14 protein-coding genes are annotated in these 22,049 nt (G+C 71.3%); 9 read left to right on the forward strand and 5 right to left on the reverse strand.

What is annotated here, in order from left to right; genetic code table 11:
- Nucleotides 1–27: 27 nt before the first annotated feature.
- Nucleotides 28–1,476 carry a multidrug effflux MFS transporter gene (locus tag BLV05_RS07100; RefSeq protein ID WP_197683563.1) on the forward strand — a complete coding sequence of 483 codons (1,449 nt, stop codon included), beginning with the start codon at nucleotides 28–30 and terminating at the stop codon, nucleotides 1,474–1,476.
- 13 nt (nucleotides 1,477–1,489) lie between these two features.
- Here BLV05_RS07100 and BLV05_RS07105 read toward each other — a convergent pair whose 3' ends face one another.
- The 3 genes from BLV05_RS07105 to BLV05_RS07115 all read right to left on the reverse strand — a co-directional run bounded on the left by BLV05_RS07105 (nucleotide 1,490) and on the right by BLV05_RS07115 (nucleotide 6,318).
- Complete coding sequence (locus BLV05_RS07105; protein WP_046767822.1) at nucleotides 1,490–2,512, reverse strand: lactonase family protein; 1,023 nt, start codon at nucleotides 2,510–2,512, stop codon at nucleotides 1,490–1,492.
- A gap of 42 nt (nucleotides 2,513–2,554) precedes the next feature.
- Complete coding sequence (locus tag BLV05_RS07110; RefSeq protein ID WP_197683564.1) at nucleotides 2,555–3,643, reverse strand: GGDEF domain-containing protein; 1,089 nt, start codon at nucleotides 3,641–3,643, stop codon at nucleotides 2,555–2,557.
- A 1,430-nt stretch (nucleotides 3,644–5,073) separates the two neighbouring features.
- Nucleotides 5,074–6,318, reverse strand: coding sequence for an MFS transporter (locus tag BLV05_RS07115; RefSeq protein ID WP_046767823.1), 1,245 nt, complete (start codon nucleotides 6,316–6,318; stop codon nucleotides 5,074–5,076).
- Nucleotides 6,319–7,218: 900 nt separating this feature from the next.
- Here BLV05_RS07115 and BLV05_RS36465 point away from each other — a divergent pair.
- The 5 genes from BLV05_RS36465 to hutI all read left to right on the forward strand — a co-directional run bounded on the left by BLV05_RS36465 (nucleotide 7,219) and on the right by hutI (nucleotide 14,193).
- Nucleotides 7,219–7,935 carry a hypothetical protein gene (locus BLV05_RS36465; RefSeq protein WP_046767824.1) on the forward strand — a complete coding sequence of 239 codons (717 nt, stop codon included), beginning with the start codon at nucleotides 7,219–7,221 and terminating at the stop codon, nucleotides 7,933–7,935.
- On the forward strand, nucleotides 7,919–10,036 hold the full coding sequence (locus tag BLV05_RS07125; RefSeq protein ID WP_046767825.1) for an Rv1355c family protein: 2,118 nt from the start codon (nucleotides 7,919–7,921) through the stop codon (nucleotides 10,034–10,036). The genes BLV05_RS36465 and BLV05_RS07125 overlap by 17 nt, the downstream gene beginning before the upstream one ends.
- A 16-nt stretch (nucleotides 10,037–10,052) precedes the next feature.
- Nucleotides 10,053–12,287, forward strand: a complete 2,235-nt coding sequence (locus BLV05_RS07130; protein WP_082155071.1) for a putative bifunctional diguanylate cyclase/phosphodiesterase — start codon at nucleotides 10,053–10,055, stop codon at nucleotides 12,285–12,287.
- A 212-nt stretch (nucleotides 12,288–12,499) separates the two neighbouring features.
- Complete coding sequence (locus BLV05_RS07135) at nucleotides 12,500–12,997, forward strand: helix-turn-helix domain-containing protein (RefSeq protein WP_046767826.1); 498 nt, start codon at nucleotides 12,500–12,502, stop codon at nucleotides 12,995–12,997.
- 23 nt (nucleotides 12,998–13,020) lie between these two features.
- Nucleotides 13,021–14,193, forward strand: a complete 1,173-nt coding sequence (gene hutI, locus BLV05_RS07140; RefSeq protein WP_046767827.1) for an imidazolonepropionase — start codon at nucleotides 13,021–13,023, stop codon at nucleotides 14,191–14,193.
- Here the strand turns inward: hutI and BLV05_RS38140 are convergent.
- A complete protein-coding gene (locus BLV05_RS38140; RefSeq protein ID WP_152690653.1) occupies nucleotides 14,190–15,155 on the reverse strand; it encodes a LysR family transcriptional regulator in 966 nt (321 codons plus the stop codon). The two genes, hutI and BLV05_RS38140, sit on opposite strands and share 4 nt — an antisense overlap.
- 92 nt (nucleotides 15,156–15,247) lie before the next feature.
- Between BLV05_RS38140 and BLV05_RS07150 the strand changes: the two genes are divergently transcribed.
- Together BLV05_RS07150 and BLV05_RS07155 are read left to right on the forward strand one after the other, a co-directional pair.
- Nucleotides 15,248–16,483: an MFS transporter gene (locus BLV05_RS07150; RefSeq protein ID WP_046767828.1), complete on the forward strand. Its 1,236-nt coding sequence runs from the start codon at nucleotides 15,248–15,250 to the stop codon at nucleotides 16,481–16,483.
- Nucleotides 16,484–16,530: 47 nt separating this feature from the next.
- On the forward strand, nucleotides 16,531–17,037 hold the full coding sequence (locus tag BLV05_RS07155; protein WP_046767829.1) for a ferritin: 507 nt from the start codon (nucleotides 16,531–16,533) through the stop codon (nucleotides 17,035–17,037).
- A 62-nt stretch (nucleotides 17,038–17,099) separates the two neighbouring features.
- On the opposite strand, the gene BLV05_RS07160 is transcribed toward BLV05_RS07155, so the two are convergent.
- A complete protein-coding gene (locus BLV05_RS07160) occupies nucleotides 17,100–19,583 on the reverse strand; it encodes a M14 family zinc carboxypeptidase (RefSeq protein ID WP_046767830.1) in 2,484 nt (827 codons plus the stop codon).
- Between the two features lie 389 nt (nucleotides 19,584–19,972).
- Here BLV05_RS07160 and BLV05_RS07165 point away from each other — a divergent pair, with 389 nt between their 5' ends.
- Entirely contained in the window at nucleotides 19,973–21,988 is a 2,016-nt protein-coding gene (locus tag BLV05_RS07165) for a beta-galactosidase (protein WP_046767831.1), read from the forward strand.
- Nucleotides 21,989–22,049 lie beyond the last annotated feature (61 nt).

Here is a 22,049-nt window from a genome sequence, read left to right on the forward strand (position 1 = left end):
CGTTCTACCTCTGGAAGAGGCTTGCCCTTGTCTGCGCGCACCAGCGCCGTGCCGGACGCCGACGGCGCCACCGGCCTGTCCCGCGGCACGATGATCCGCCGGATCCTCGTGCTCGGAGCGCTCACCGCACTCGGACCGCTGACCATCGACCTCTACCTCCCCGCGTTCCCCGACATCGCGGGCGACCTGAGCGCCACCGAGGCCCAGGTCCAGCTCACGCTCACCGGAACGCTGCTCGGGTTCGCCGTCGGCCAGCTCATCCTCGGGCCGTGGTCCGACGCCGTCGGCCGCCGCCGTCCGCTCATCGCCGCCACCCTGACGCACGTCGTGGCGTCGCTGCTGTGCGCCGTCGCACCCTCCATCGAGGTGCTCGGCGTCTTCCGCGTCCTGCAGGGCATGGCGGCCGCGGCCGGCGCCGTCGTGTCGATGGCCGTCGTCCGCGACCTCTACACCGGGATGCCGGCCATCCGGCTGCTGTCGCGGCTGATGCTGGTCACCGGCGTCGCGCCGGTGCTGGCGCCGACGCTCGGCGGCCAGGTGCTGCAGTTCACCGACTGGCGCGGCGTCTTCTGGGTGCTCGCCGCTCTCGGCCTGGGTCTGGTCGCCGTCGTCGTGTTCGGCCTGCAGGAGACGCTGCCCGAGGAGCGGCGCCGCTCCGGCGGAGTGTCCGACACCCTGCGCACGTACGGCTCGATCCTGCGTGAGCGCACGTTCGTCGGCCTCATGCTGACCGGCGGGCTGATGATGGCGTCGCTGTTCGGCTACATCGCCGGCTCGTCGTTCGTGTTCCAGGACGTCTTCGGGCTGTCCGAGCAGGCCTACGGCATCGTGTTCGGCATCAACTCGCTCGGCCTGATCGTCGCGACGCAGCTGAACGCCCGGCTGGTCCGCCGGGTCCGGCCACAGTGGATCGTGGCCGGCGCGCTGGTCGTCGCCTCCGTGGCGGCCGCGCTGATGGTGGCGTTCGCGGTCAGCGGGCTGCTGGGCATCTGGGGCATCGCGGTGCCGCTGTTCGTCATCCTCACCACGGTCGGCTTCACCATGCCGAACATCCCGGTGCTGGCGCTGGCCGGCCACAGCCGGTCGGCGGGGACCGCGGCCGCGCTGCTCGGCGCCATGAACTTCGCCGTCGGTGCGGTCAGCGCACCGCTGGTCGGGGCGTTCGGCACCGGTTCCGCGGTGCCGATGGCGGCCGTCATGTTCGCGATGTCCGTGCTCGCCGTCGGCGCGATGTTCGTCGTCGCCCGGCCGAAGCACATCTCCGGCCTCGAACCCGACCCGCCGATCACCGGCGAGACCCCGCCGCCCGTCGTCGAGGCGCACGTCGCGCCCGAGACGGCTGCTCCCGGGCGCCGGCGCCGGCTCGCGCCCGGCCGGCACCGTCCGGCCGTCGGGCACGACACCGTGCCCGGAGCCGCCCGGCCGGCCACCCTCATGGGCGCCCGGCGGGCGCGGCGGCAGCGCTCCCGGTCCTGAGCACTCAGCCCGGTCAGCCGAACAGGATGCTGGCCGGGCTCGGCGTGCTCAGCACGTGTCCGGTCGGCTCCGGCACCCCGGTGCGCTCGTCGACGCGGAACGACACCAGCTGGTCGGAGAACTGGTTCGCGACGTACAGGTATCGGCCGTCCGGGTCCAGCTCCAGGTCGCGCGGGTGACTGCCGCCGCACGGCACGGTCGCGACCAGCGCGACGTCCGGACCGTCGACGGACAGCACGGCGATGTCGTCGACGAACCGGTTGGCCACGTACAGGAACCGGCCGTCGGCGCCGAGCCGGATGGCCGACGGGTAGCTCGGCCCGCGCCCGTCGTCGACGTGCGTCGCGACGTCGGTGATCACCTCCGGCGTATCCAGGTCGATGACCGTGACGGTCGAGGCCAGCTCGGTGACGACGTACGCGTACCGGTCGCGGACCACCAGGTGCCGCGGCCCGGAGCCGGGCGCGACCGCGATCTCGTCCGCGAGCGACAGCCGGCCGGTGGCGTCGTCGAGGACGTACCGGTAGACGGTGTCGGTGCCGAGGTCGGCGGCCAGGACGTGGCCGCGGACCGGGTCGGTGACGATCATGTGCGCGTGTGGGCCGCCCTGCCGCTGCTGGTCGGGGCCGCTGCCCTCGTGCTGGACGACGTGCGTCGCCTCGCCCAGCGCCCCGTCGGCGCCGATCGGGTGCACGCTCAGCGAGCCGGACCCGTAGTCGGCCGTCAGCAGGAACCGTCCGCTCGGATGCAGGGAGAGATGGCACGGCCCGTCGCCGCCGGTCGAGCGCGGTTCGCTCAGCGGCCGCGGCACCGCGCCGTCGACCGCCCAGGCGCTGACGGCGCCGGCACCGACCTCGTGGATCGCGTAGAGCACCCGGCCGTCCCGCGACAACGCCAGGTACATGGGGTTGCCGACACCGCTGAGCGCGGGCTCGCCGACCGGCGTCACCACGCCCTTCTCGATGTCGGCGACGGTGATGCCGGACGCCGGACCGCCCTGGCCGCCCGAGGTGGCGGCCCCGATGAATGCGCGCATCGGCCCATCATCCCGGAGCGCCGCCCGGGCGCCGGCCCGGGGTCAGGCGCCGGCGGTCGGCGGCTCGGCCTGCTGCGGCAGTGCCCGCCGTACCGGCATCGTGGGCGCACCGGCTCCGTTGAGGCGGACGGTGTTGCGGCCGCCGTTCTTGGCCGCGTACAGCGCGGTGTCGGCCGCCAGCAGCAATTCGTCGAGGCTGCTGATGCCCTCGGCCGGGAAGATCGCCCCGCCGACCGACGCGGTGATGGTGACGACGTCGGCCGAGTCGTCGTTCCCGGGCGGGTCGAGCACCACCGACTGGATGCGGCGGCGGATGCGCTCGGCCACGCGCTGGACGTTGTGCTCGTTGCCGACCTCGGGCAACGCGATGACGAACTCCTCGCCGCCCCACCGGCCGCAGGCGTCCTCGTCGCGCACCTCGGCGAGCAGCTCCTTGGCCACGGACCGCAGGACGCGGTCGCCGAACGGATGACCGTAGGTGTCGTTGATCGCCTTGAAGTGGTCGAGGTCGACGATCAGCAGGCCCATCGTCCGGCCCCGGTTGCGGGACTGGGTGAACGCCTGCTCGGCGTACTCGTGCCACCACTTCGCCGTGGTGAGGCCGGTCTTGGCGTCGAACCGGGACGCCTGTTGGTACTGGTGCACGAGCAGGCCACGGTGCAGCGCGACCATCGCGACGACGACGCCCGGCAGCACGAACGGGTTGTTCACGACGACGGCGGCGGTGACGAGACCGAGGCCGAGGGCGCCCGCCTCGAGGACCTGTTCGCCGATGTTCGAGAAGAGGTCCCGCGCCCGGGCGGTCGGGCTGGCCAGCGCGATGGCGACCAGGACCAGGCCGAGGTTGATGGCCCACCGGAGGACGCCGGCGGCGGCGATGACGCCGAACTCGGCCAGCCCTTCCATGCTCGCCGCGCCCGGAGCGCCGGGGTAGCTCGCCATGCCGACCTCGAGGACGACGACGGCCGCCTGGGTTCCGCACAGCACGGTGGCGCAGGAGAACACCCAGCGGTGCGGCAGCCCGGGTCGCGCGTGTGGCTTGATGCGCCACCAGGCGAGGGTGTACGTCAGCACGACCATCAGCGAGGCGAGCAGCGGCGGCAGCACGATGACGGCGGCGAAACTCCACACGGACTTCGTGTCGATGTAACCCGATGTCGGACTTCGCCAATATTCCCGTTTACGCTCGATATGCCGCGTCAGCTCGATAGCGATCCAGGAGCAGCCCAACAGCACGCCGAACCGAACGAGGTCGCGGTCGTCGATCGGCACGAGCGTGGCCGTCGCTGAGCTCGCGAGGACCGAGGCCGCCACGATCACGACGATCAGGACGACGAGAGGCCTCGGCAGCTGCCACAGCGACCAGCTGCGACACCATCGCCAGAGTCTTCGAGTCAAGCCGTGCACCCGCCCTTAGCTGTGCAGACTGCCGTACTTGCTGATCTTGCGCCACATCCTAACCCGAAGTGTCCACATCTGTCCCAACCCGGATGGGGACAATGAATCCGAAGTGGGACGATCCGGTTGGTTCTCGCGGCACGAGTGGAGGGACGGTTTCGATGCGTGACACGACGTGGCGTTGAGCTGCTGGTGATGGCCGAGACGAGGCCCGGGAAGGAGGCGGTTGAGATGCGCGACACGACCTGGAGCTGAAGTAGCCCCCGTGATCGAGGAGACGAGCTGTGGGAATGGAGGCGATCGCGGTGCGCGACACGACGTGGAGCTGAAGCGGACCCGACCTGGTGACGGAGGTGCCTAGGTGCTGGAAGGAGGGACTCGCGATGCGTGACACGACCTGGAGCTGAAGCGGACCCGACCTGATGACGGACGTACCGAGGTGCCGGAAGGAGGGACTCGCGATGCGTGACACGACCTGGAGCTGACCCGGAGCCCGTGGACCAGATGACGACGAGCAGGTGTGGAAGGAGGGACTCGCGATGCGTGACACGACCTGGAGCTGACCCGGAGCCCGTGGACCAGATGACGACGAGCAGGTGTGGAAGGAGGGACTCGCGATGCGTGACACGACCTGGAGCTGACCCGGAGCCCGTGGACCAGATGACGACGAGCAGGTGTGGAAGGAGGGACTCGCGATGCGTGACACGACCTGGAGCTGACGTGATCCCGGATGGACGAGGCGACGACGAGCAGGTGTGGGAGGAGGGACTCGCGATGCGTGACACGACCTGGAGCTGACCCGGAGCCCGTGGACCAGATGACGACGAGCAGGTGTGGAAGGAGGGACTCGCGATGCGTGACACGACCTGGAGCTGACCCGGAGCCCGTGGACCAGATGACGACGAGCAGGTGTGGAAGGAGGGACTCGCGATGCGTGACACGACCTGGAGCTGACCCGGAGCCCGTGGACCAGATGACGACGAGCAGGTGTGGAAGGAGGGACTCGCGATGCGCGACACGACCTGGAGCTGACGTGATCCCGGATGGACGAGGCGACGACGAGCAGATGTGGGAAGGGAGGCGGTTGCGGTGCGTGACACGACCTGGAGCTGACGCGACGCCGGGTGCCGGTTCGACCGAGCGCGCCCGGTGAGCTGGTGTCGTCATTGGTTCGGTCCTGGTGCGTGGTGGTGCGCGTGGGCAGGCCCCATGCGGGCCCATCGCACGGCTGCGGTGGTCGCGACCAGCGTGCCCAGGACCGCTGCAACGGCGATCACCGTCGACGGTGGGACGAGTTGGGCGAAGAGACCTGCTACGACGATGGCGAAGCCTTGCGCCGCACGCAGCGCGGCGATGGCCAGGCCGACGGCCTGGCCACGCAGATGCGGCGGCACCGCCTCGACGTAGGTGGCTTGAGTGATCATGTCGTGCGCGGAGAACACTCCGCTGAGCGTCCACAGCACCACCGAGGCGGCCAGGACTGGTGTCCACGGGGTCGGGATGAGGATCGCGCTGCTCGCGACGGCGAGCGGGCCCATGAGCGCGAGTCTGCGGTCCGGCCGCACCCGTCGTAGGAGGAGCATGCCCAGGAACGTGCCAACGGGATTGGCCGCGAGCAGCCAGCCGACCGCCGCGGCGTCGGAGCCGAGCTCGGCGGCGTACGGAACGGCGAGACCCTCGGGCACGACATAGAAACCGGAGCAACAGGCGATCGCGAGCAGCGTGAGCAGTCGCGAGTCGCGTGCCACGACCTGCCAGCCGGCCCGGATGGTCGCCCACTGGCCGGGACGCTCCGCGCGGTCATTCTCCGCGGGAGGAGTCGGCCGGTGCGGCCGCATGCCCCGCGCGATCAGCACGGCAGATACGGCGAACGTCACGGCGTTGATAAGCAGCGCCGCGTGCACGCCCAGTTCGGCCACCAGCGCCGCGCCGGCGCCGAACCCGACGACGAGGGCGGCCTGGTACGTCATCGAGATGATCCCCAGCCCCAGCATCAGCCGGTCGCCTTGCAGGAGGTCGGGCAGCGCGGCCTGGCGCGCGGCCGAGAACGGCGCCGCCAGCAGTTGCACGACGGCCAGCAGGCAGATCTGGCCGGCCAGCGGCACGCCGGGCACCGCCATCACGGCCACCAGCAGCGCCCGGGCGAGGTCGGTCGCCACCATGACGTCGCGGCGCGAGAACCGATCGGCCAGCCCGGCCAGTGCGGCGCCGCCGACGAGGTCGGGGATGTACGTCAGCGCGTAGGTGAGCGCGGCCAGCCCGGCGGACTCCGTCCGATCGAACACCAGGAGCGTGAGCGCCACGCGGGCGAACTGGTCGCCGATCACGGAGAGTAGGTGCGCCAGCCACAGCCAGCGGAACTCCGTCGCGGCGAAGACGTCACGGTAGGAAGCCGGGGATCCAGACATTTCCGATGAATTCTTACCGGTCTCATGACGCGCGGCAAGGTGCTGTTCACCGGTCGGTTCAGGGCTGCCCAGCGCCGGCCCACTCGCGGATGTGTACGACGTCGTGCCCGGTAGGCCCGGTCCGGGCCGGCGACTCGTGCCTTGCGACGAAGTCCGGAGGGCAATTGGCGGGCGGCCGGAGCGTCGCCCGGAATTGCGTCGCGGATCAGGGAGAGAATCGCGCGTTCCACTTTTCCGGCGGGCGTGTGCGCGCTATTGTCCGGTGTCGCGACGGGGTGTGGGAAGGTCCGTGGCGGGGTGCTCCGGTGACCGGCTGTGACGGCGCTGAGCTGCTGCTCAGCCCGTAACCGAGAGTGAGTTCTTGATCACTGAGCGTCACCCTGGGCCAAGATCGATCCCGCTACTCTCCGTCACTTTTTGTTACGCAAAGTAGTTGTTGCGAGATCTGTTTGCGCTGTCTATTCTTTTCAACATCCGCACCGGCAAATAGGTGCTCCAGTCCATTAAGTTGGATTGGCCGCGAGGGACCGGGGATGTCACGAAAGTGACGCCTCGCGGCCGGGAGCATCGGAGGTGCGATTCACGGCTTCGGGGCCGTGACCTTGGACCGGTACGGCCCTCCGCCCTGCACAGGCCGTGCCGTGAAAAGGGGACGTGGTGCGCGCGTCCGGGGACGTTCGCACCACGTCCCAAACGGGGCGGTGGCAGGTTTCCGCGGGCTGGTCCTGCTACCGCAAGGTGGAGACGCGGCGGGTCTGTTGGGGGGCAGGCACCCGTCGCGTTCTCCATTCCGGCGTTACCCTCGCGCCGAGTCGGGCACTATGGCATCTATAGCGTGAACGGCGCAAACGGTACAGATACAGCAGACCGGACGGAGCCGTGAAGCCAGGTGTGGATGCCATGACCCCCAGCCCCCGCCGCATCAAGCACCCCGCCACGCCGATCGAGGAGCTCTACGGCTTCCGCGACCAGGTCACGGGAATGCGGCTGTGCTTCTTCACGCCGTCACGCCGGTTCGACCTCTGGCAGGACTACGTCGCCGGGGCCCGGCGGACCTATCAGCGGTACCACGTCGAGAACGCCCTCCGCATCCCGGACACGACGTCCGAGTCCAGCACCCCGTTCTTCGCCGTTGCGATCGACGACCACGACGTCGTCCGGGCCGGCTGGTACACGAACGGCCGGCTCGAGGCCGTGAGCGGCGCCCATGCGCCGTCCGAGTTCGCCAGTGAGCCGTACTCCGCCGCGTTGGTCGCCGAGTGGATCGACAGCGTCCTGGCGGACGGCGTCATGGAGATGAAGGGCGCCTGGGTCGACCCCGAGTCGGAGCAGAAGTCCGGCCTGGCCGACCTGCTGGCCCGGTCGTACCTGCACGCCATGCACGTGGTGGGCGTCCCGTACGCGTTCGGCACGGCGGCCGAGCATGCCACCCCCCGCTGGGCGCAGTCCGGAGCGCAGTCGCTGCCCGGCATCGTCCTGGCCGCCTACCCCGACGCGCGCTACCGCACGACGTTCCTCTGGTGGCATGTCTCGGGTTCGCCTGAGCGCTGCGCGCCGGACCAGCTGGCCCTCTACCTGGACGAACGGCGGCAGGCGGGCGATGACACACGCCACTGACGAGGCTTGGCGGCCGATCCACGTCGAGGATCGGCAACGTCTGGCCGCCTTGACCGGCGACCCCGCGATCGAGGTGATCGACACCATCGAGCGGCAGCGCGGCGACCTCGCCCGGCTTCGTCCGAGCCCGGACGCCGCGCACCTGGACGAGCCCACCCGCTGGTACTACTACCCGTGGCGACGGGCCCTCGTACACCTGCTGGGGCCCGGCGGCTTCCAGGCCCTGAGGTCGGACCGCAACCGCAACAAGATCACCGCCGAGGAACAGCGCAGGCTCAGGCGGCTCTCCGTCGGGGTGGTCGGGCTCAGCGTCGGGCACGCCATCGCGTACACCTTGGCGCTCGAGAGCATCTGCGGACGGATCCGGCTCGCCGACTTCGACCACATCGAGCTGTCGAACCTGAACCGGATCCCCGGCACGGTCTTCGATCTGGGCGTGAACAAGGCGGTCGTGCTGGCGCGCCGGATCGCCGAGCTCGATCCCTACCTCGACGTGCAGATTGAACCGGCCGGCCTCGACGTAAGCGCCACCGACGCTTTCATGGAAGGTCTCGACCTCGTGGTCGAGGAGTGTGACTCGTTCGATCTCAAGCTCGCCGTGCGCGAGGCCGCTCGCCGCCGCCGGATCCCGCTGATCATGGAGTCCAACGAGCGGGGAATGCTCGACATCGAGCGGTACGACGTCGAACCGGACCGGCCGCTGTTCCACGGGCTCCTCGGTGATGTCCGGCCCGCCGATCTGATGGGACTGTCGACCCACGACAAGATCCCCTACGTCCTGCGCGTCCTGGAGCCGGACGAACTGTCGGCCGTGATGGCCGCGTCGATGACCGAGGTCGACGAGACGCTGAGCACCTGGCCGCAGCTGGGCGGTGACGTCAGCCTGGGCGCCGCCACGGTCGCCGTGGCTGTGCGCAAGCTCGGGCTCGGCGAGCCGCTGCCGTCGGGCCGGATCCGGGTCGATCTCGAGGCGATGCTCGCCAAGATCGCAGCGCCACAGCCCCCTGGCGACCCGGTGCCGGCGGCCGGCGGCGACCCCGCGCCGGAGCCCGCTCCGCCCGAGGCTCCGGCCGCGGTCGTGCACGCCGCCAGGCTGGCCCCTTCGGGCGGCAACACCCAGCCCTGGCGGTTCGTCCTCGATGCGGCCGGCCTGGAGCTCCAGCTCGATCACGCGCAGACCTCGACGCTGGACGTCGCGCACCGCGGTAGTCACGTGGCGCTCGGTGCGGCCCTGTTCAACGCACGCGTCGCCGCCGCCAGGCATGGGATCCTCGGCGTCGTCGACCTGTTCCCGGATGGTTCCGGCTCAGACGCGGTGGCCAGGTTGCGGTTCGGCCAGGGCGGTCCCGCCGAGCTCGCCGCCCTCTACGAGCCGATGCTGGACCGCGTCTCCAACCGGCACCTCACCGAGCCCACGCAGCTGCCGGGCGACATCGTGCCGGCGCTGCGCCAGGCCGCCCTGGACGAACGCGCCGAGGCCGAGATCGTCACCGACCGGTCCCGCCTGCGCGAGCTGGCCGAGCTGCTGGGCGAGTCGGACCGGCTGCGCTACCTCACCGAGCACCTGCATCGGGAGATGATGCGCGAGCTGCGCTGGCCCGGTGTCGACCCGCTCGACTGGGGGCTGGACGTCCGTACGCTGGAGCTGGACGACTCCGACCTTGCCAAGCTCGCCGTCGCCAGGCGGGCCGACGTCATGGCCGTTCTCGCCCGGCAGGATCTCGGCCGGGCTCTGGGCGAGCCCACCCGCGACCGCGTCGAGACGACGTCCGGCCTGGTGGTCGTCACGGTCGGTGCCGCGACACCCGGCGACTACGTCCGCGGTGGCCAGGCGGCCGAGCGGGTGTGGATCGAGGCGCAGCGGCGCGGGCTGGCCGTGCAGGCGATGTCGCCGGTCTTCATCTTCGCCGTCGACGAGGCGGACTATGTGGAGCTCTCGCCGCGCTACGCACCGCGGCTGCAGGCGCTGCACCGTGATTTCGGCGCTCTGACCAGCACCGGGGACCGACCCATCGCTCTCGTCATGCGGATCGGATACGCTCCAACGATCAGCGTTCGGAGCCGCCGCCTGCCCGCCGATCGTAACGTCCGAACGCGCTGACGGCACGGGGAGACCTATGAAGATGGACCCGGAGACCATGCAGCCGCTGCTCCAGTCGCTGGCCGAGGCGACCGAGAGCATCTCCGCAGACATCCTGGCGGTCGAGGGCGGCATGCCGATCGTGTCATGGGGCAGCGCCGCGGCCGCGGGTGTCGGCGGTGCGGGCATCTCGGCGATGCGCGACGCCATCCGTGAGCTCACCGCGCTGGTCGTTCAGCAGGCGGGCGACGGCACGGTCGAGTCGTCCGCGATCCCGGGTTACCAGTTGCTCGGGACCGCGCTGACTCACCACGACTTCCGCGGCAGCGTCTGCCTGGTCCGCGCGGGCACCCGTGAGTGGTCCGAGGAGGATCGCCGGCTGCTGGGAATGGCGGGGTCGCTGTGCGCGGCGGTCATGGAGACCAGCGAGATGCCCAGCCAGCACGGGCGGCTCGACGCGCTGGTCAGCTATGTCGCATCGGAGCTGATGGCCGTCACGGCCACCGACCTCGCCGAGACGACGTACCGCGTGCTGGGCGAGCTCGGCCGGTACTTCGAGGCCGACACCTGTCTTCTACGGCACAACGACCCGTCGCTGAAGGCCAGCGTGCTGGTCGACGAGTGGCCGCGCCGCGAGAACGTGCCCGACCCCGACCCTCTGGGCGTGGTCCCGTGGGACACCGACGACCCCATCTTCGCGATGATCAAGGACCTGCGCGATCCGTTCATCCTGCGGCCGGGTGACGGCCAGCAGGACTATCAGGACCGCGTCGAGGCAGGCTCAGGCATCCCGCAGGTGTCCATGGCCACCGTCCCCCTGATCCAGGGCGAGACCACCCGCGGCGTCCTCGGGCTCATCCACTTCGGCGACCGCATCTGGACTCGGGCCGAGGTGCGGGCGCTGCGCGCCATCGCCTCGTTATTGGTGCAGCTCGACGCCCGGGTCGCGGCCGAGGAGAGCCTGCACCACCATGCGTACCACGACGAGCTGACCGGGCTGTGGAACCGCCGGGCGTTCGTCGAAGATCTCAACGAGGTGCTGGCGGCCGATCCCCGGGCCCCGCTCGCCGTGCTCTTCGCCGACATGGATCGGCTGAAGACGGTCAACGACGTGCTGGGCCACACCGTCGGTGACCACTTCATCCAAGGCGTGGCGCAACGGCTGCGCGACTCCGTCCGGCCCAACGACGTCGTCGCGCGGCTGGCCGGCGACGAGTTCGTCATCGTGCTGCACGACATCGCGTCGACGTCGGCCGCCGAGCGGGCCGCCCGGCGCATCCTCGATCGTGTCGCCGTGCCGCTCGAAGTGGGTGGTCACGCCATCAGCCGCAGTGCCAGCATCGGCGTCGTGGTCAACGGGGACATGCCCAGCACGGTCGACGAGCTGCTCGGCAACGCCGATGTCGCGCTGCTCGAGGCCAAAGAGCGCGGTGGAGACTCCGTAGTGGTGTTCAACGACGACCTCCGATCCAAGATCCTCGTGCGCGCCGACCTCGAGCTGCGGCTGCGCTCGGCCATCAGCAACAACGAGATGCGGCTGTACTTCCAGCCCGAGTTCGACCTCCGCGACGGCCGCATGACCGGCGTCGAGGCGCTGGTGCGCTGGCAGCACCCCGAGCGCGGGCTGCTCGCGGCCGAGGCCTTCATCTCCGTCATCGAGGAGATCAACCTGTCGGCCGAGCTGGGCCGCTGGGTGCTCGAGGAGGCCTGCCGGCAGCTGGCGGCGTGGAAGCGCACGTCGCCGGTGCCGCCGCCGCTGGTCCGGGTGAACATCTCCGCCGGCGAGCTGATCAGCGCCGACTTCGTCGGCTTCGTCGCCACGCTGCTGGGCCGCTACGGCCTGGCGCCGGCCGAGCTGGGCATCGAGATCACCGAGAGCACGGTCATGCGCGACATCGACGACGTGCAGGCCACCCTCAACGGGCTGCGCGGCCTGGGCGTCACACTGGCCATCGACGACTTCGGCACCGGGTACAGCTCGCTGGCTCAGTTGAAACAGCTCCCGGTCGACATCCTCAAGATCGACCGCAGCTTCGTCTCGGCACTGGCCGAGAGCAGTGGCGATCGCGCCATCGTCGCCGCGATCGTCCGGCTCGCCGAGGCCTTCAACCTGACCACGGTTGCCGAGGGTGTCGAGGACCCGGCGGCGGTCACGACCCTGCTCGACCTCGGTTGTTACCGCGCGCAGGGGTTCTTCATGTCCAAACCACTGCCTGCCCAGGTGGTACTGGAGCAGGCCCGCAACCCAGGAGTCCCGCTGCGTATGGTGTGACGTGGAACACGTGTCATTGGCGTGTGCTCGTCTCACCTCTTAGCATGCCAGCTGAACAAAGTCGCGGACGGCCGGTGATCAATCGGCCACGAATGCCCGGTATTCTCTGATCTGTCCCGGGCGTTGTCCGGGACCCTGCCAGGGGGGCGGCGCAGGCGTGCTGGTGCGGGCGGATCAGTACGGAGGACGAGGCACCTTTGGGGAGCTCGACGATGAACGACGGCAGTCCGGACTCGACTGAGGAGGACTTCGCGAAGGTCGTGGGTGCACGGTTGCGCGCGCTGCGCAAGCGTCGCCGGCTCTCGCTCCAAGCCGTCGAGGAGAAGTCTGGTGGCCGGCTGCGCGCTGTCGTGGTCGGCTCCTACGAACGCGGTGACCGCGTGGCGTCGATCCGGCGCATCGCTGAGCTCGCCGAGTTCTACGGCGTCCCGATCGACACCCTGGTGTCCGACGGCGCCCGGTCCCGTATCCCCGCGCAGGAGGGCAAGGTGGTCCTCGACCTCGACGCGCTGCGCAACGCACCGCCCGAGGCCGAACGACTCGCCACCTTCATCGCATCCATCCAACGGCAGCGCAACGACTTCGGCAGCCCGGTGCTCACCATCCGGGCCGAGGACATCTCGCTCGCCGCCCTCCTCTACGAGATCCCGCCGGCCGAGCTTCGCGAGAAGCTCGTCACGTGGGGCGTTCTGGCCTCCAGCACCACCTGAGCCGCTCGGTCTAGGCTCCCGTCGTGGCGACGACACTCCTCGACGGCATCGGTCTGCTGGTCACGAACGACCCCGCACTCGGCGACGGGTCGCCGCTCGGCGAGATCTCCGGCGCCGCCATGATCGCCGACTCCGGCGGCCAGGTGCTCTGGGTGGGCCCAGCCCCCGCCGCACCCAGCGCCGACTCCCGTATCGACCTCGACGGCCGCTGTGTCGTGCCCGGCTTCGTCGACAGCCACGCCCACCTCGTGTTCGCCGGCGACCGCTCGGGCGAGTTCGCCGCGCGCATGGCGGGCACGCCGTACGCCGCCGGCGGCATCCGCACCACCGTGGCGGCCACCCGGGCCGCGCCCGACGAACTCCTCGGCCTCAACCTCGCCCGGCTCGTGCGCGAGCTGCGCCGGCAGGGCACCACCACCGTCGAGATCAAGAGCGGCTACGGCCTGACGGTGACCGACGAGGCCCGCGCGCTGGCGCTGGCCGCCGAGCACACCGACGAGACGACCTACCTCGGGGCGCACGTCGTGCCGGCCGAGTACGAGTCCGACCCGGCCGCGTACGTCGACCTCGTCACCGGCCCGATGCTCGACGCCTGCGCGCCGTACGCCCGGTGGATCGACGTGTTCTGCGAGACCGGCGCGTTCGACGCCGACGCCGCCCGCGCGGTGCTGACGGCAGGCCTCGGCCGCGGGCTGGGTGCTCGCGTGCACGCGAACCAGCTCGGCCCCGGGCCGGGCGTCCAGCTGGCCTGCGAGCTCGGCGCCGCCAGCGCCGACCACTGCACGTTCCTCGACGACGCCGACGTCGCCGCGCTGGCCGGCTCCGGCACCGTGGCGACGCTACTGCCGGGCGTGGAGTTCTCCACCCGCTCGCCCTACCCGGACGCCCGCCGGCTGCTGGCCGCCGGCGTCACCGTCGCGCTGGCCACCGACTGCAACCCCGGCTCCAGCTTCACGTCGTCGATGCCGTTCTGCGTCGCGCTGGCGGTCCGCGAGATGCGCATGACGCCGGCCGAGGCGCTCTGGGCGGCGACGGCCGGCGGCGCTGCGGCGCTGCGGCGCACCGACGTCGGACGGCTGTCGCCCGGCGCGCGCGCCGACCTCGCCGTCCTCGAGGCCCCGTCGTATGTCCACCTCGCCTACCGCCCCGGCGTCCCGCTGGTCGCCGACACCTGGATCGGCGGGGGCCCGTTCTAGCGGTCGATGGCCGGCAACCAGGCGCCGGCCGGCGGGTCGAGCCAGCCCTCGGCCGGCATCAGCCGGTCCAGCGCCCGGTGGAGGGCGTCGACGCCGGGATGGCGCAGCGTGTCGCGGTGCGCCATGGTCCACGGGTAGAGCGGGACGGGATCGGTCAGCGGCCGCACGACGGTGCCGGGGATCGGCGCCGCGTCGGTCTTGGCGAGCACCGGCCAGCCCGTGCTGCGGATGTGGTGGGCGGTCTCCTCCGGCGGGGCGGCGGCGACGGCGGCCATGCCGGGGTGGTGGTCCGGAGCGACGGTGCCGCCGTGCTCGCCGACCAGCTCCGCGCCGAGGCCGGTCCACTCCGGCGCCTCGGGGTTGCCGCCGCTGGTGTCGATGGTGCGGCCCCGGATCAGGGCCATAGGGATGGTGTCGTGGCGTGCGAGCGGGTCGTCGTCGAGCACCATCAGGCCCAGCGGCTCCAGCCGGACCGGCCGGCGGGTGAGGTCCGCGGGCAGCGTGGCCCGGACCCCGCTCAGCCGGCCGAACACGACGTCGACGCGGTGCGCCAGCAGGGCGCGCACCGCGGCGTCGCAACCGCCGTGGAACCGCGCCTCCAGCTCCGCGCCGGGCGCCAGCGGCCGGGCCGCGTCGAGCACCCGCTGCGCGGTCGAGCGGTCGTGCATGACGTCGACCAGCAGCGGCCGCGTGGTGTCGCGCAGCTCCGCGAGCATGGCGTCGTGCCGCGCCAGCAGCTCGGTGGCGTGGGCGAGCAGCCGTTCGCCCGGCGCCGTCAGCGTCACCCGGCGGGTGGTGCGGTCGAACAGCCGGACGCCGAGCTCGCGCTCGAGGCGGGCGACATCGCGGCTGAGCGCCTGCTGCGCCACGAAGAGCCGGGCGGCGGCGCGGCCGAAGTGCAGCTCCTGGGCCACCGCGACGAAGTGCCGCAGCAACCGGGTGTCGATGTCGGACACGGCCACCAGACACACCCTACCGATTGACAACGCATGGCGGTAGATGCCGCTCGAACAGGTGTTGGACGCCTCTGGGTGACGGCGCCGATCGTGGGGACATGACGATCACCACGGATTCGATGCCCACCACCCGCACGCGGCTGGCGCTGCTGACCGCCGCCACCGCCGTCGGCAGCATCGGCCTGGCCGCCGGCGGCCTCGCCGGTCCGCTGCTGGCCGTCGACCTCACCGGCGACCCGGCGACGGCCGGCCTGCCCATCGGCGTGCACGTCGCCGGTTCCGCCGTCGGCGCCGTCCTGGTCTCGCGGGTCAGCGCCCGCGCGGGCCGGCCCGCTGGGCTCGCCCTCGGCTACCTCCTCGGCGTGGCCGGCGCCGTGATCGTCGTGGCGGCGGCCGCCTGGGCCGGGCTCGGCCTGCTGCTGGCCGGCAGCGCGGTGTTCGGGGTCGGCAACGCGTCGGTGTTCCTGGCCCGCTACGCCGCGGCGGAGACCGGCGGACCGGCGACCCGCGGCCGGGCGCTGGGCATCGTGCTGTTCGCGGTGGCGGCCGGCGCGGTGGCCGGGCCGAACCTGCTGGCCGCCAGCGGCCGGCTCGCGTCCGCCCTCGGCCTGCCGGACCTGACCGGGCTGTACCTGATCTCCGTCGTCGCCTTCCTCGCCGCCGCCGCCCTCCTCGCCCCCCTCACGTTGATCTTGGAGAAAGGCGGCCATCTATCGGGCATATCGCCCAGCATTCGGCGAACTTCTCCAAGATCAACGTGGGGGAGAGCGGTGGTGCCGTGGCGGGCGGTCGCGCTGCTGGCCGTCACCAACCTGGTGATGGTCGGTGTCATGGCGGTGGCGCCGGTGCACCTCGTCGGGCACGGTCACGGCCCGGCGGTGGTCGGCGGCATCGTCAGCGTGCACGCGCTGTGCATGTTCGTCCCGTCGATCGTCTCCGGCCGGCTGCTCGACCGCGCCGGCCCGGCCATCGTGACGACCGCGGCTGCGCTGCTGCTGGTGGCGTCTGGCGTGGTCGGCGCCGCCGGTGCCGACGACGGGCTGACGCTGCTCGTCTCGCTGGGCCTGCTCGGGCTGGGCTGGAACGCGGGCGTGCTGGCCGGGAGCGCGCTGCTGACCGCGGGCGTGCCGCGGCGGGACCGGCTGCGGGCGGAGGGCCTGGGCGAGGTGGCGATGGGGCTGGCCGCCGGCGGCGGCGCGCCGGTGGCAGGGCTGGTCGTGGCGTCCGGCGGCTTCACGGCGCTGGTGATCGGCGCGGCGATCGTCATGCTGGTCGTCGCGATCCCGGTCGCCGTCACACTGGGGGAGAGGTTCGGCGAACCTTTCCAAGGGTAGGCACGACTTCGTGGAAATGTGCTCTGAGCTGCGTTAACGTCGTCCTCATGAAGCTCAACGACACGCTTGCCAAGGCATTCTCCGAGCAGATCACCCTCGAGATCGAGTCGTCGATCGCGTACCTCCAGCTGGCCATCGCGCTCGAGGACGCCAATCTGCCGGGCATGGCGTCGTGGATGCGCATCCAGTCCGACGAGGAGCGCGTGCACGCGGCCAAGTTCATCCAGCACGTCACCGACCGCGGCAACCGTCCGCAGATCGGCGACATCCCGGCGCCGAAGGACCCCGGCTCCGCGGTGGTCACCGCGTTCGAGGCGTCGCTGGCGCACGAGCAGAACGTCTCCGAGTCCATCCGCGCGCTGTACCGGCTGTCCCAGGCCGAGGGCGACATCGACAGCCTGCCGCTGCTGAGCTGGTTCATCGAGGAGCAGATCGAGGAGGAGTCGACGGTCTCGGAGATCCTCGGCCGGCTGCACCTCATCGGCGACGACGGCCCCGGCCTGCTGCGGCTCGACGGAGAGCTCGGCGCCCGCGCGCCCGGCACGGACGAGTAGGCGACCCGAACCGCCCCCGCGGTCCGGGTGACGGACCACGGGGGGCGGGACGAGCGGAGCGCCTAGCGGCCGGTGACCCGGGCCGCCAGCTCGGCCGCCGGCACCGCGGTGCCGGGGCCGTTGTACAGCGCGTTGGACACGATCGTCCACGCCGCCCGCGGCCAGCTGCGGAACGTGATGTCCGCGCTCGCCACGGTCGCCTCACCGGCGCCGACCGGCACGGTCACGACGTTCGCCAGGCCGCTCAGCGCCGCCTGGCCGTGTGCGTACCCGCTGGCCAGCAGCTCGCCAGAGGTCGGGTACGTCGCGCCGACGGTGGCGCCGGAGCCGGCCGTCACCCGGTACGCCGGGCTGTTGTAGTACCAGACCGGCCAGTTCGCCGGCATGCCCCACGTAGCCGGGACGGCCGGGTCGAACTGCGCATTGAGCAGCGTGCCCGGTGCGTTGAACGCCGCCCGGTCGGCGGGGGTGGCGTTGGTGATCGGCAGCGCCAGCAGCTCGCGTGCCGTCTCCGCCGCCGCGCCGACGGCCACCAGGTTGCCGCCATCGCGCACCCACGTCGCCAGCGCCTGCCAGCCGGCCTCGCCGACGCCGCGGGCCCAGTGGAACTCCTCCTGGACCACCGCCGGGTTGAGACCGGTGACGATGCGGGCCTTGGTGATGCCCGGCGCGACGAGGATGGTGTCGAACTGCGCGAGGTTCGCGTAGTCGTCGGCCTCGACCACCTCGTAGTTCAGGCCGTAGGTGTCGGCCAGCCACATCAGCCAGCCGCCCGGCATGTTGTTCGCGCCGCGGATCAGGCCGATCTTGGTGTTCGGCTTCAGCTCCAGCGCGTTCACCGCGGGCACCTGCGGCGCCGTCGTCACCGGCAGCGCGGTGAGCTGCGACACCTCGGTCAGCGTGGCACGCGCGGCCGCCGTCGCCGGGACGATCAGCGTGCCGGGCTCGTACGCCGCGTTCCCGGCCTGGAAGGCCGCCGCCGCCCGGAACACCGGGACGCCGTCCTCCTGCAGCCGGGCGATCGCGTGCGTCAGCCCGTACGACGTCGGCCGCACCAGGTAGGCGCCGTTCGCCGGCGGGTTCGGTACCGCCGGCGCGGTGACGTCCTCGGCGGTGATCCGCTCGGTGCGGGCCACCCGTGCGTCGTCCACCGGCTGCACCGTCAGGCCGAGCAGCATGCCGAGATTGTCGGTGGTCTCGCTGTACGGCATGATCAGCGGGCAGGCGGCGCACTTGCGCGCCTCGTCGGGGTACTGGTCCACCTCGAGCACCTGGTCGACCCAGCTGCCCATCGGCTGCTGCGACTGGATCAGCAGCGTGCCCGCCGGGTACGTCGTCCGGTCCACCCGTACCGTCGACAGCGCGCGGTCGACCTCGACGCCGGCGAGGTCGAAGATCTCGACCAGCTGCTTGACGGCGAAGGGGTCACGCTGGCCGGCCGGAACGAGGTACGTCTCGGGGCCGCCGTCGGGCTCCATGTTCTTCCGGTTGAGCTGGTAGAGGTTGTTGAACAGCCAGTCGTCGGCGTCCTCGGCCACCGTGTCCAGCGCGGTGTACATCGACAGCGTCGCGTACTCGACGATCTGCTCCAACGTCCATGTCGGCCCGGTGTACGGGTCGAACGTGCGCATCGTGCGGTCGGTGGCGCCGGGCGGGGTGCCGTCGGGATTCGAGTACGGCAGCGCAAGGTCGCGCGCGGCGGCGAGCTCGTGGAGGAACAGCGACGCCCCGCGGTGCGGGCCGGTGCCGAACACGTCGGCGTTCCAGAAGATGCCGTACGCGTCGTCGCTGCTCACGCCGGTCAGCCCGGCCTCCGCCGCGGCGTTCGCGACCTCGGCCCCGACGGCGTTGGACGCGGAGATCGCGATGGAGTCGACGTTCGGCCCGAGCGGCTCGTCGAACGGTGGTACCCACATGCGCGGGCTGTTGGTGCCGGACTGGTGCATGAGATGCAGGAACACCGGCCGGTACTGCTGCTCCAGCTGCAGCCGAATGCGCGATTCCACTTGGGTGTGGAAGATCCAGTCGCGGTTGTTGTCGTGCCCGGTGTACTTGTGGTACAGGTCCGGGTACGTGCGCGCGTAGCTCGTTCCCTCGGTCTCGTTGAAGTAGTCGACCATCAGGTGCTGGCCGTCCGGGTTCGCCGACGGCACCACCAGGATCACCAGGTTGTCGAGGATGTTCTGGACGTACTCCGACCGCTCGGTCGACAGCCGGTGGATCACGTCGACCAGCGCCGGCAGGTTGCCGACCTCGACGGAGTGCAGCGTCGCCTCGAGGTAGTAGACCGGGACGCTCTGCTCGGCCAGCGCGCGGGCCTCGCTCTCGCTCAGGTCCGCCCGCGGGTCGGCCAGCCGCTCGTTGGCGGCCAGGATCTCGTCGATCCGGGCGAGGTTCTCCGCGGAGCTCACCCGCATGATCGGGTATTCGTTGCCCATCGTGGTCGTGCCCACGACTTCGTACTCGACGCTGTCCGATTCCTCGGCGACCAGTTCGAAGTAGTCCTTGATCTGCTCGAAAGGCGCGAGCTTTCCGGTGGTGCCCATGGCGAATCCGAAGAATTCCGTGGGCGTGGGTATGTCGTCAGCAGCGGCATCCGCGGTGCTTGATCCTCGCTCGCCTGGCACGACGACCAGCACTGTTGCGGCGAGGGTGGCTGCGGCCGCACCCGTCAGGGCGCGTTTCACTGACATGGGGCCTCCGTGAGTCGTGCCCGGCGGGGCGGCGCTCACTGTGACACTCGCCGGACGATTTGGGCGAAGAGTGTCACACACACTAGTGGCGGCAATCGGGCCGGTCAATGCTCATGACGGAACACAAGACGCCATTGACTGGCTCGATAACGAAGGCGTAAATTGGGGCCGTTTTCCGTGGATTCCCCGCGGGCTGCGACCATTTCGGGACGGACGGCCGTCGGCGAGGGAGCGAACGAGCAGTGAGCCCACGACCCTGGCATGCGAAGATCACCGGCATCGCCTTCGGCGGTGACTACAACCCCGAGCAGTGGCCCGAGGAGGTATGGGCCGACGACGTCCGGCTGATGAAGGCGGCCGGCGTGACCATGGTCAGCGTCGGCATCTTCTCCTGGGCGGTCGTTCAGCCCGAGCCTGATCGGTTCGACTTCGGCCGGTTCGACCGCGTCCTCGACACCCTGGCCGGCGCCGGCGTCGCCGTCGGGCTGGCGACGATGACCGCGTCGCCGCCCCCGTGGCTGGCCCGGCTGCACCCGGAGACGCTGCCCGTCACCGCCGACGGCACCACGCTGTGGCCCGGCGCACGGCAGCACTACTGCCCGTCCAGCCCGGTCTACCGGCGCTATGCGGCCGACCTGGTCGAGCGGCTGGCGCAGCGCTACGGCGACCATCCGGCGATCGCCGAGTGGCACATCGGCAACGAGTACGGCTGCCACGTGTCGCGCTGCTGGTGCGACGTGTCGGCGGCGGACTTCCGGGTGTGGCTGCGCGACCGCTACGGCGACGTCGACGGGCTGAACGAGGCGTGGTCCACCACCTTCTGGTCGCAGCGGTACTCGTCGTTCGACGAGGTGCTGCCGCCGCGGTCCGCTCCCACCATCCCGAACCCGGCGCAGGAGATCGACTTCACCGAGTTCGGCTCCGACGCGCTGCTCGCCTGCTTCCTGATGGAGAAGGAGATCGTCAACCGGATCACGCCGGACGTCCCGGTGACGACGAACCTCATCCCGATGCCGCGCGGCACCGACCCGTTCGCCTGGGCGCCGCACCAGGACGTCGTCAGCTACGACTCCTACCCCGACCCGTACGAGCCGGACGCGCACGTGCTCGCCGGCTTCGGCTACGACCTCATGCGGTCGCTGCGGCACGGTCAGCCGTGGATGCTGATGGAGCAGGCGCCCAGTGCGGTGAACTGGCGGCAGCGCAACAGCCCGAAGCCGCCCGGCCTGATGCGGCTGTGGTCGTGGCAGGCCGTGGCGCAGGGCGCCGACGCCGTCCTGTACTTCCAGTGGCGGCAGTCACGCGGCGGCGCGGAGAAGTTCCACTCGGCGATGGTCCCGCACGGCGGCGAGCACACCCGGACCTTCCGCGAGGTCCGCGAGCTGGGCACTGAGCTGGGCGCGGCCGCCGACGTCGCAGGCGGGCGCAGCACGGCCGACGTCGCGCTGGTCATGGACTGGCGCAGCTGGTGGGGGTTGCAGCGCAGCTCGCACCCGGCGGTGCTGGAGCAGTTCGACGCGGTCACGGCGCACTACGCGCCGCTGTTCGCGCGGTCGGTGGCCGTCGATGTCGTGTCGCCGTCGCGCGACCTGTCCGCCTACAAGCTGGTCGTGGTGCCCAATCTCTACCTGGTGTCCGAGGCCGACGCGGCCCGGCTGACGGCCTACGTCGAGGGCGGCGGGCACCTGCTGATGTCGTTCTTCTCCGGCATCGTCGACGAGTACGACCGCGTGCACCTGGGCGGCTACCCGGCGCCGTTCCGCGACGTCCTCGGCCTGCGCATCGAGGAGTTCTGGCCGCTGGACGACGCCGGCACCGTCGACGTCGAGCTGGCCGGCACCGTCACGCCGGCCACCGTCTGGTCCGAGGTCATCCAGCCGGACGGCGCCGAGGTCGTCGCGACGTTCGCCTCGTCCGAGCTGGCCGGCAGGCCTGCGGTCACCCGCAACGGCCACGGCGCCGGCGTCGCCTGGTACGCCGGCACCCGGCTCGCCGACGACGCCATGGACGCGCTGGTCGGCCGGGTCCTGGCCGACGCCGGTGTGGCGCCGGTGCTGCCCGGTCTGCCGGCCGGCGTGCAGGCGACGGTGCGGGCGAACGACTCCGGGCGGTACGCGTTCCTGCTCAACCACGGCGGTTCGGCGGCGTCCGTCCCGGTGCCCGCCGCGACGGCGCTGGTCGGACCGGCGCCGGCGGACGGCCGGGTCGCGCTGCCGCCCCGCGGCGTCGCCGTCCTGCGGCTGGCGGGCGAGGGCTGACGGCTCGGAAACCGCTTGCCGCACCGGGCCGGCCGTTCGCCGCATCGCTCCTGGCGGGTCG

Source organism: Jiangella alkaliphila (assembly GCF_900105925.1).
GTDB lineage: Bacteria > Actinomycetota > Actinomycetes > Jiangellales > Jiangellaceae > Jiangella > Jiangella alkaliphila.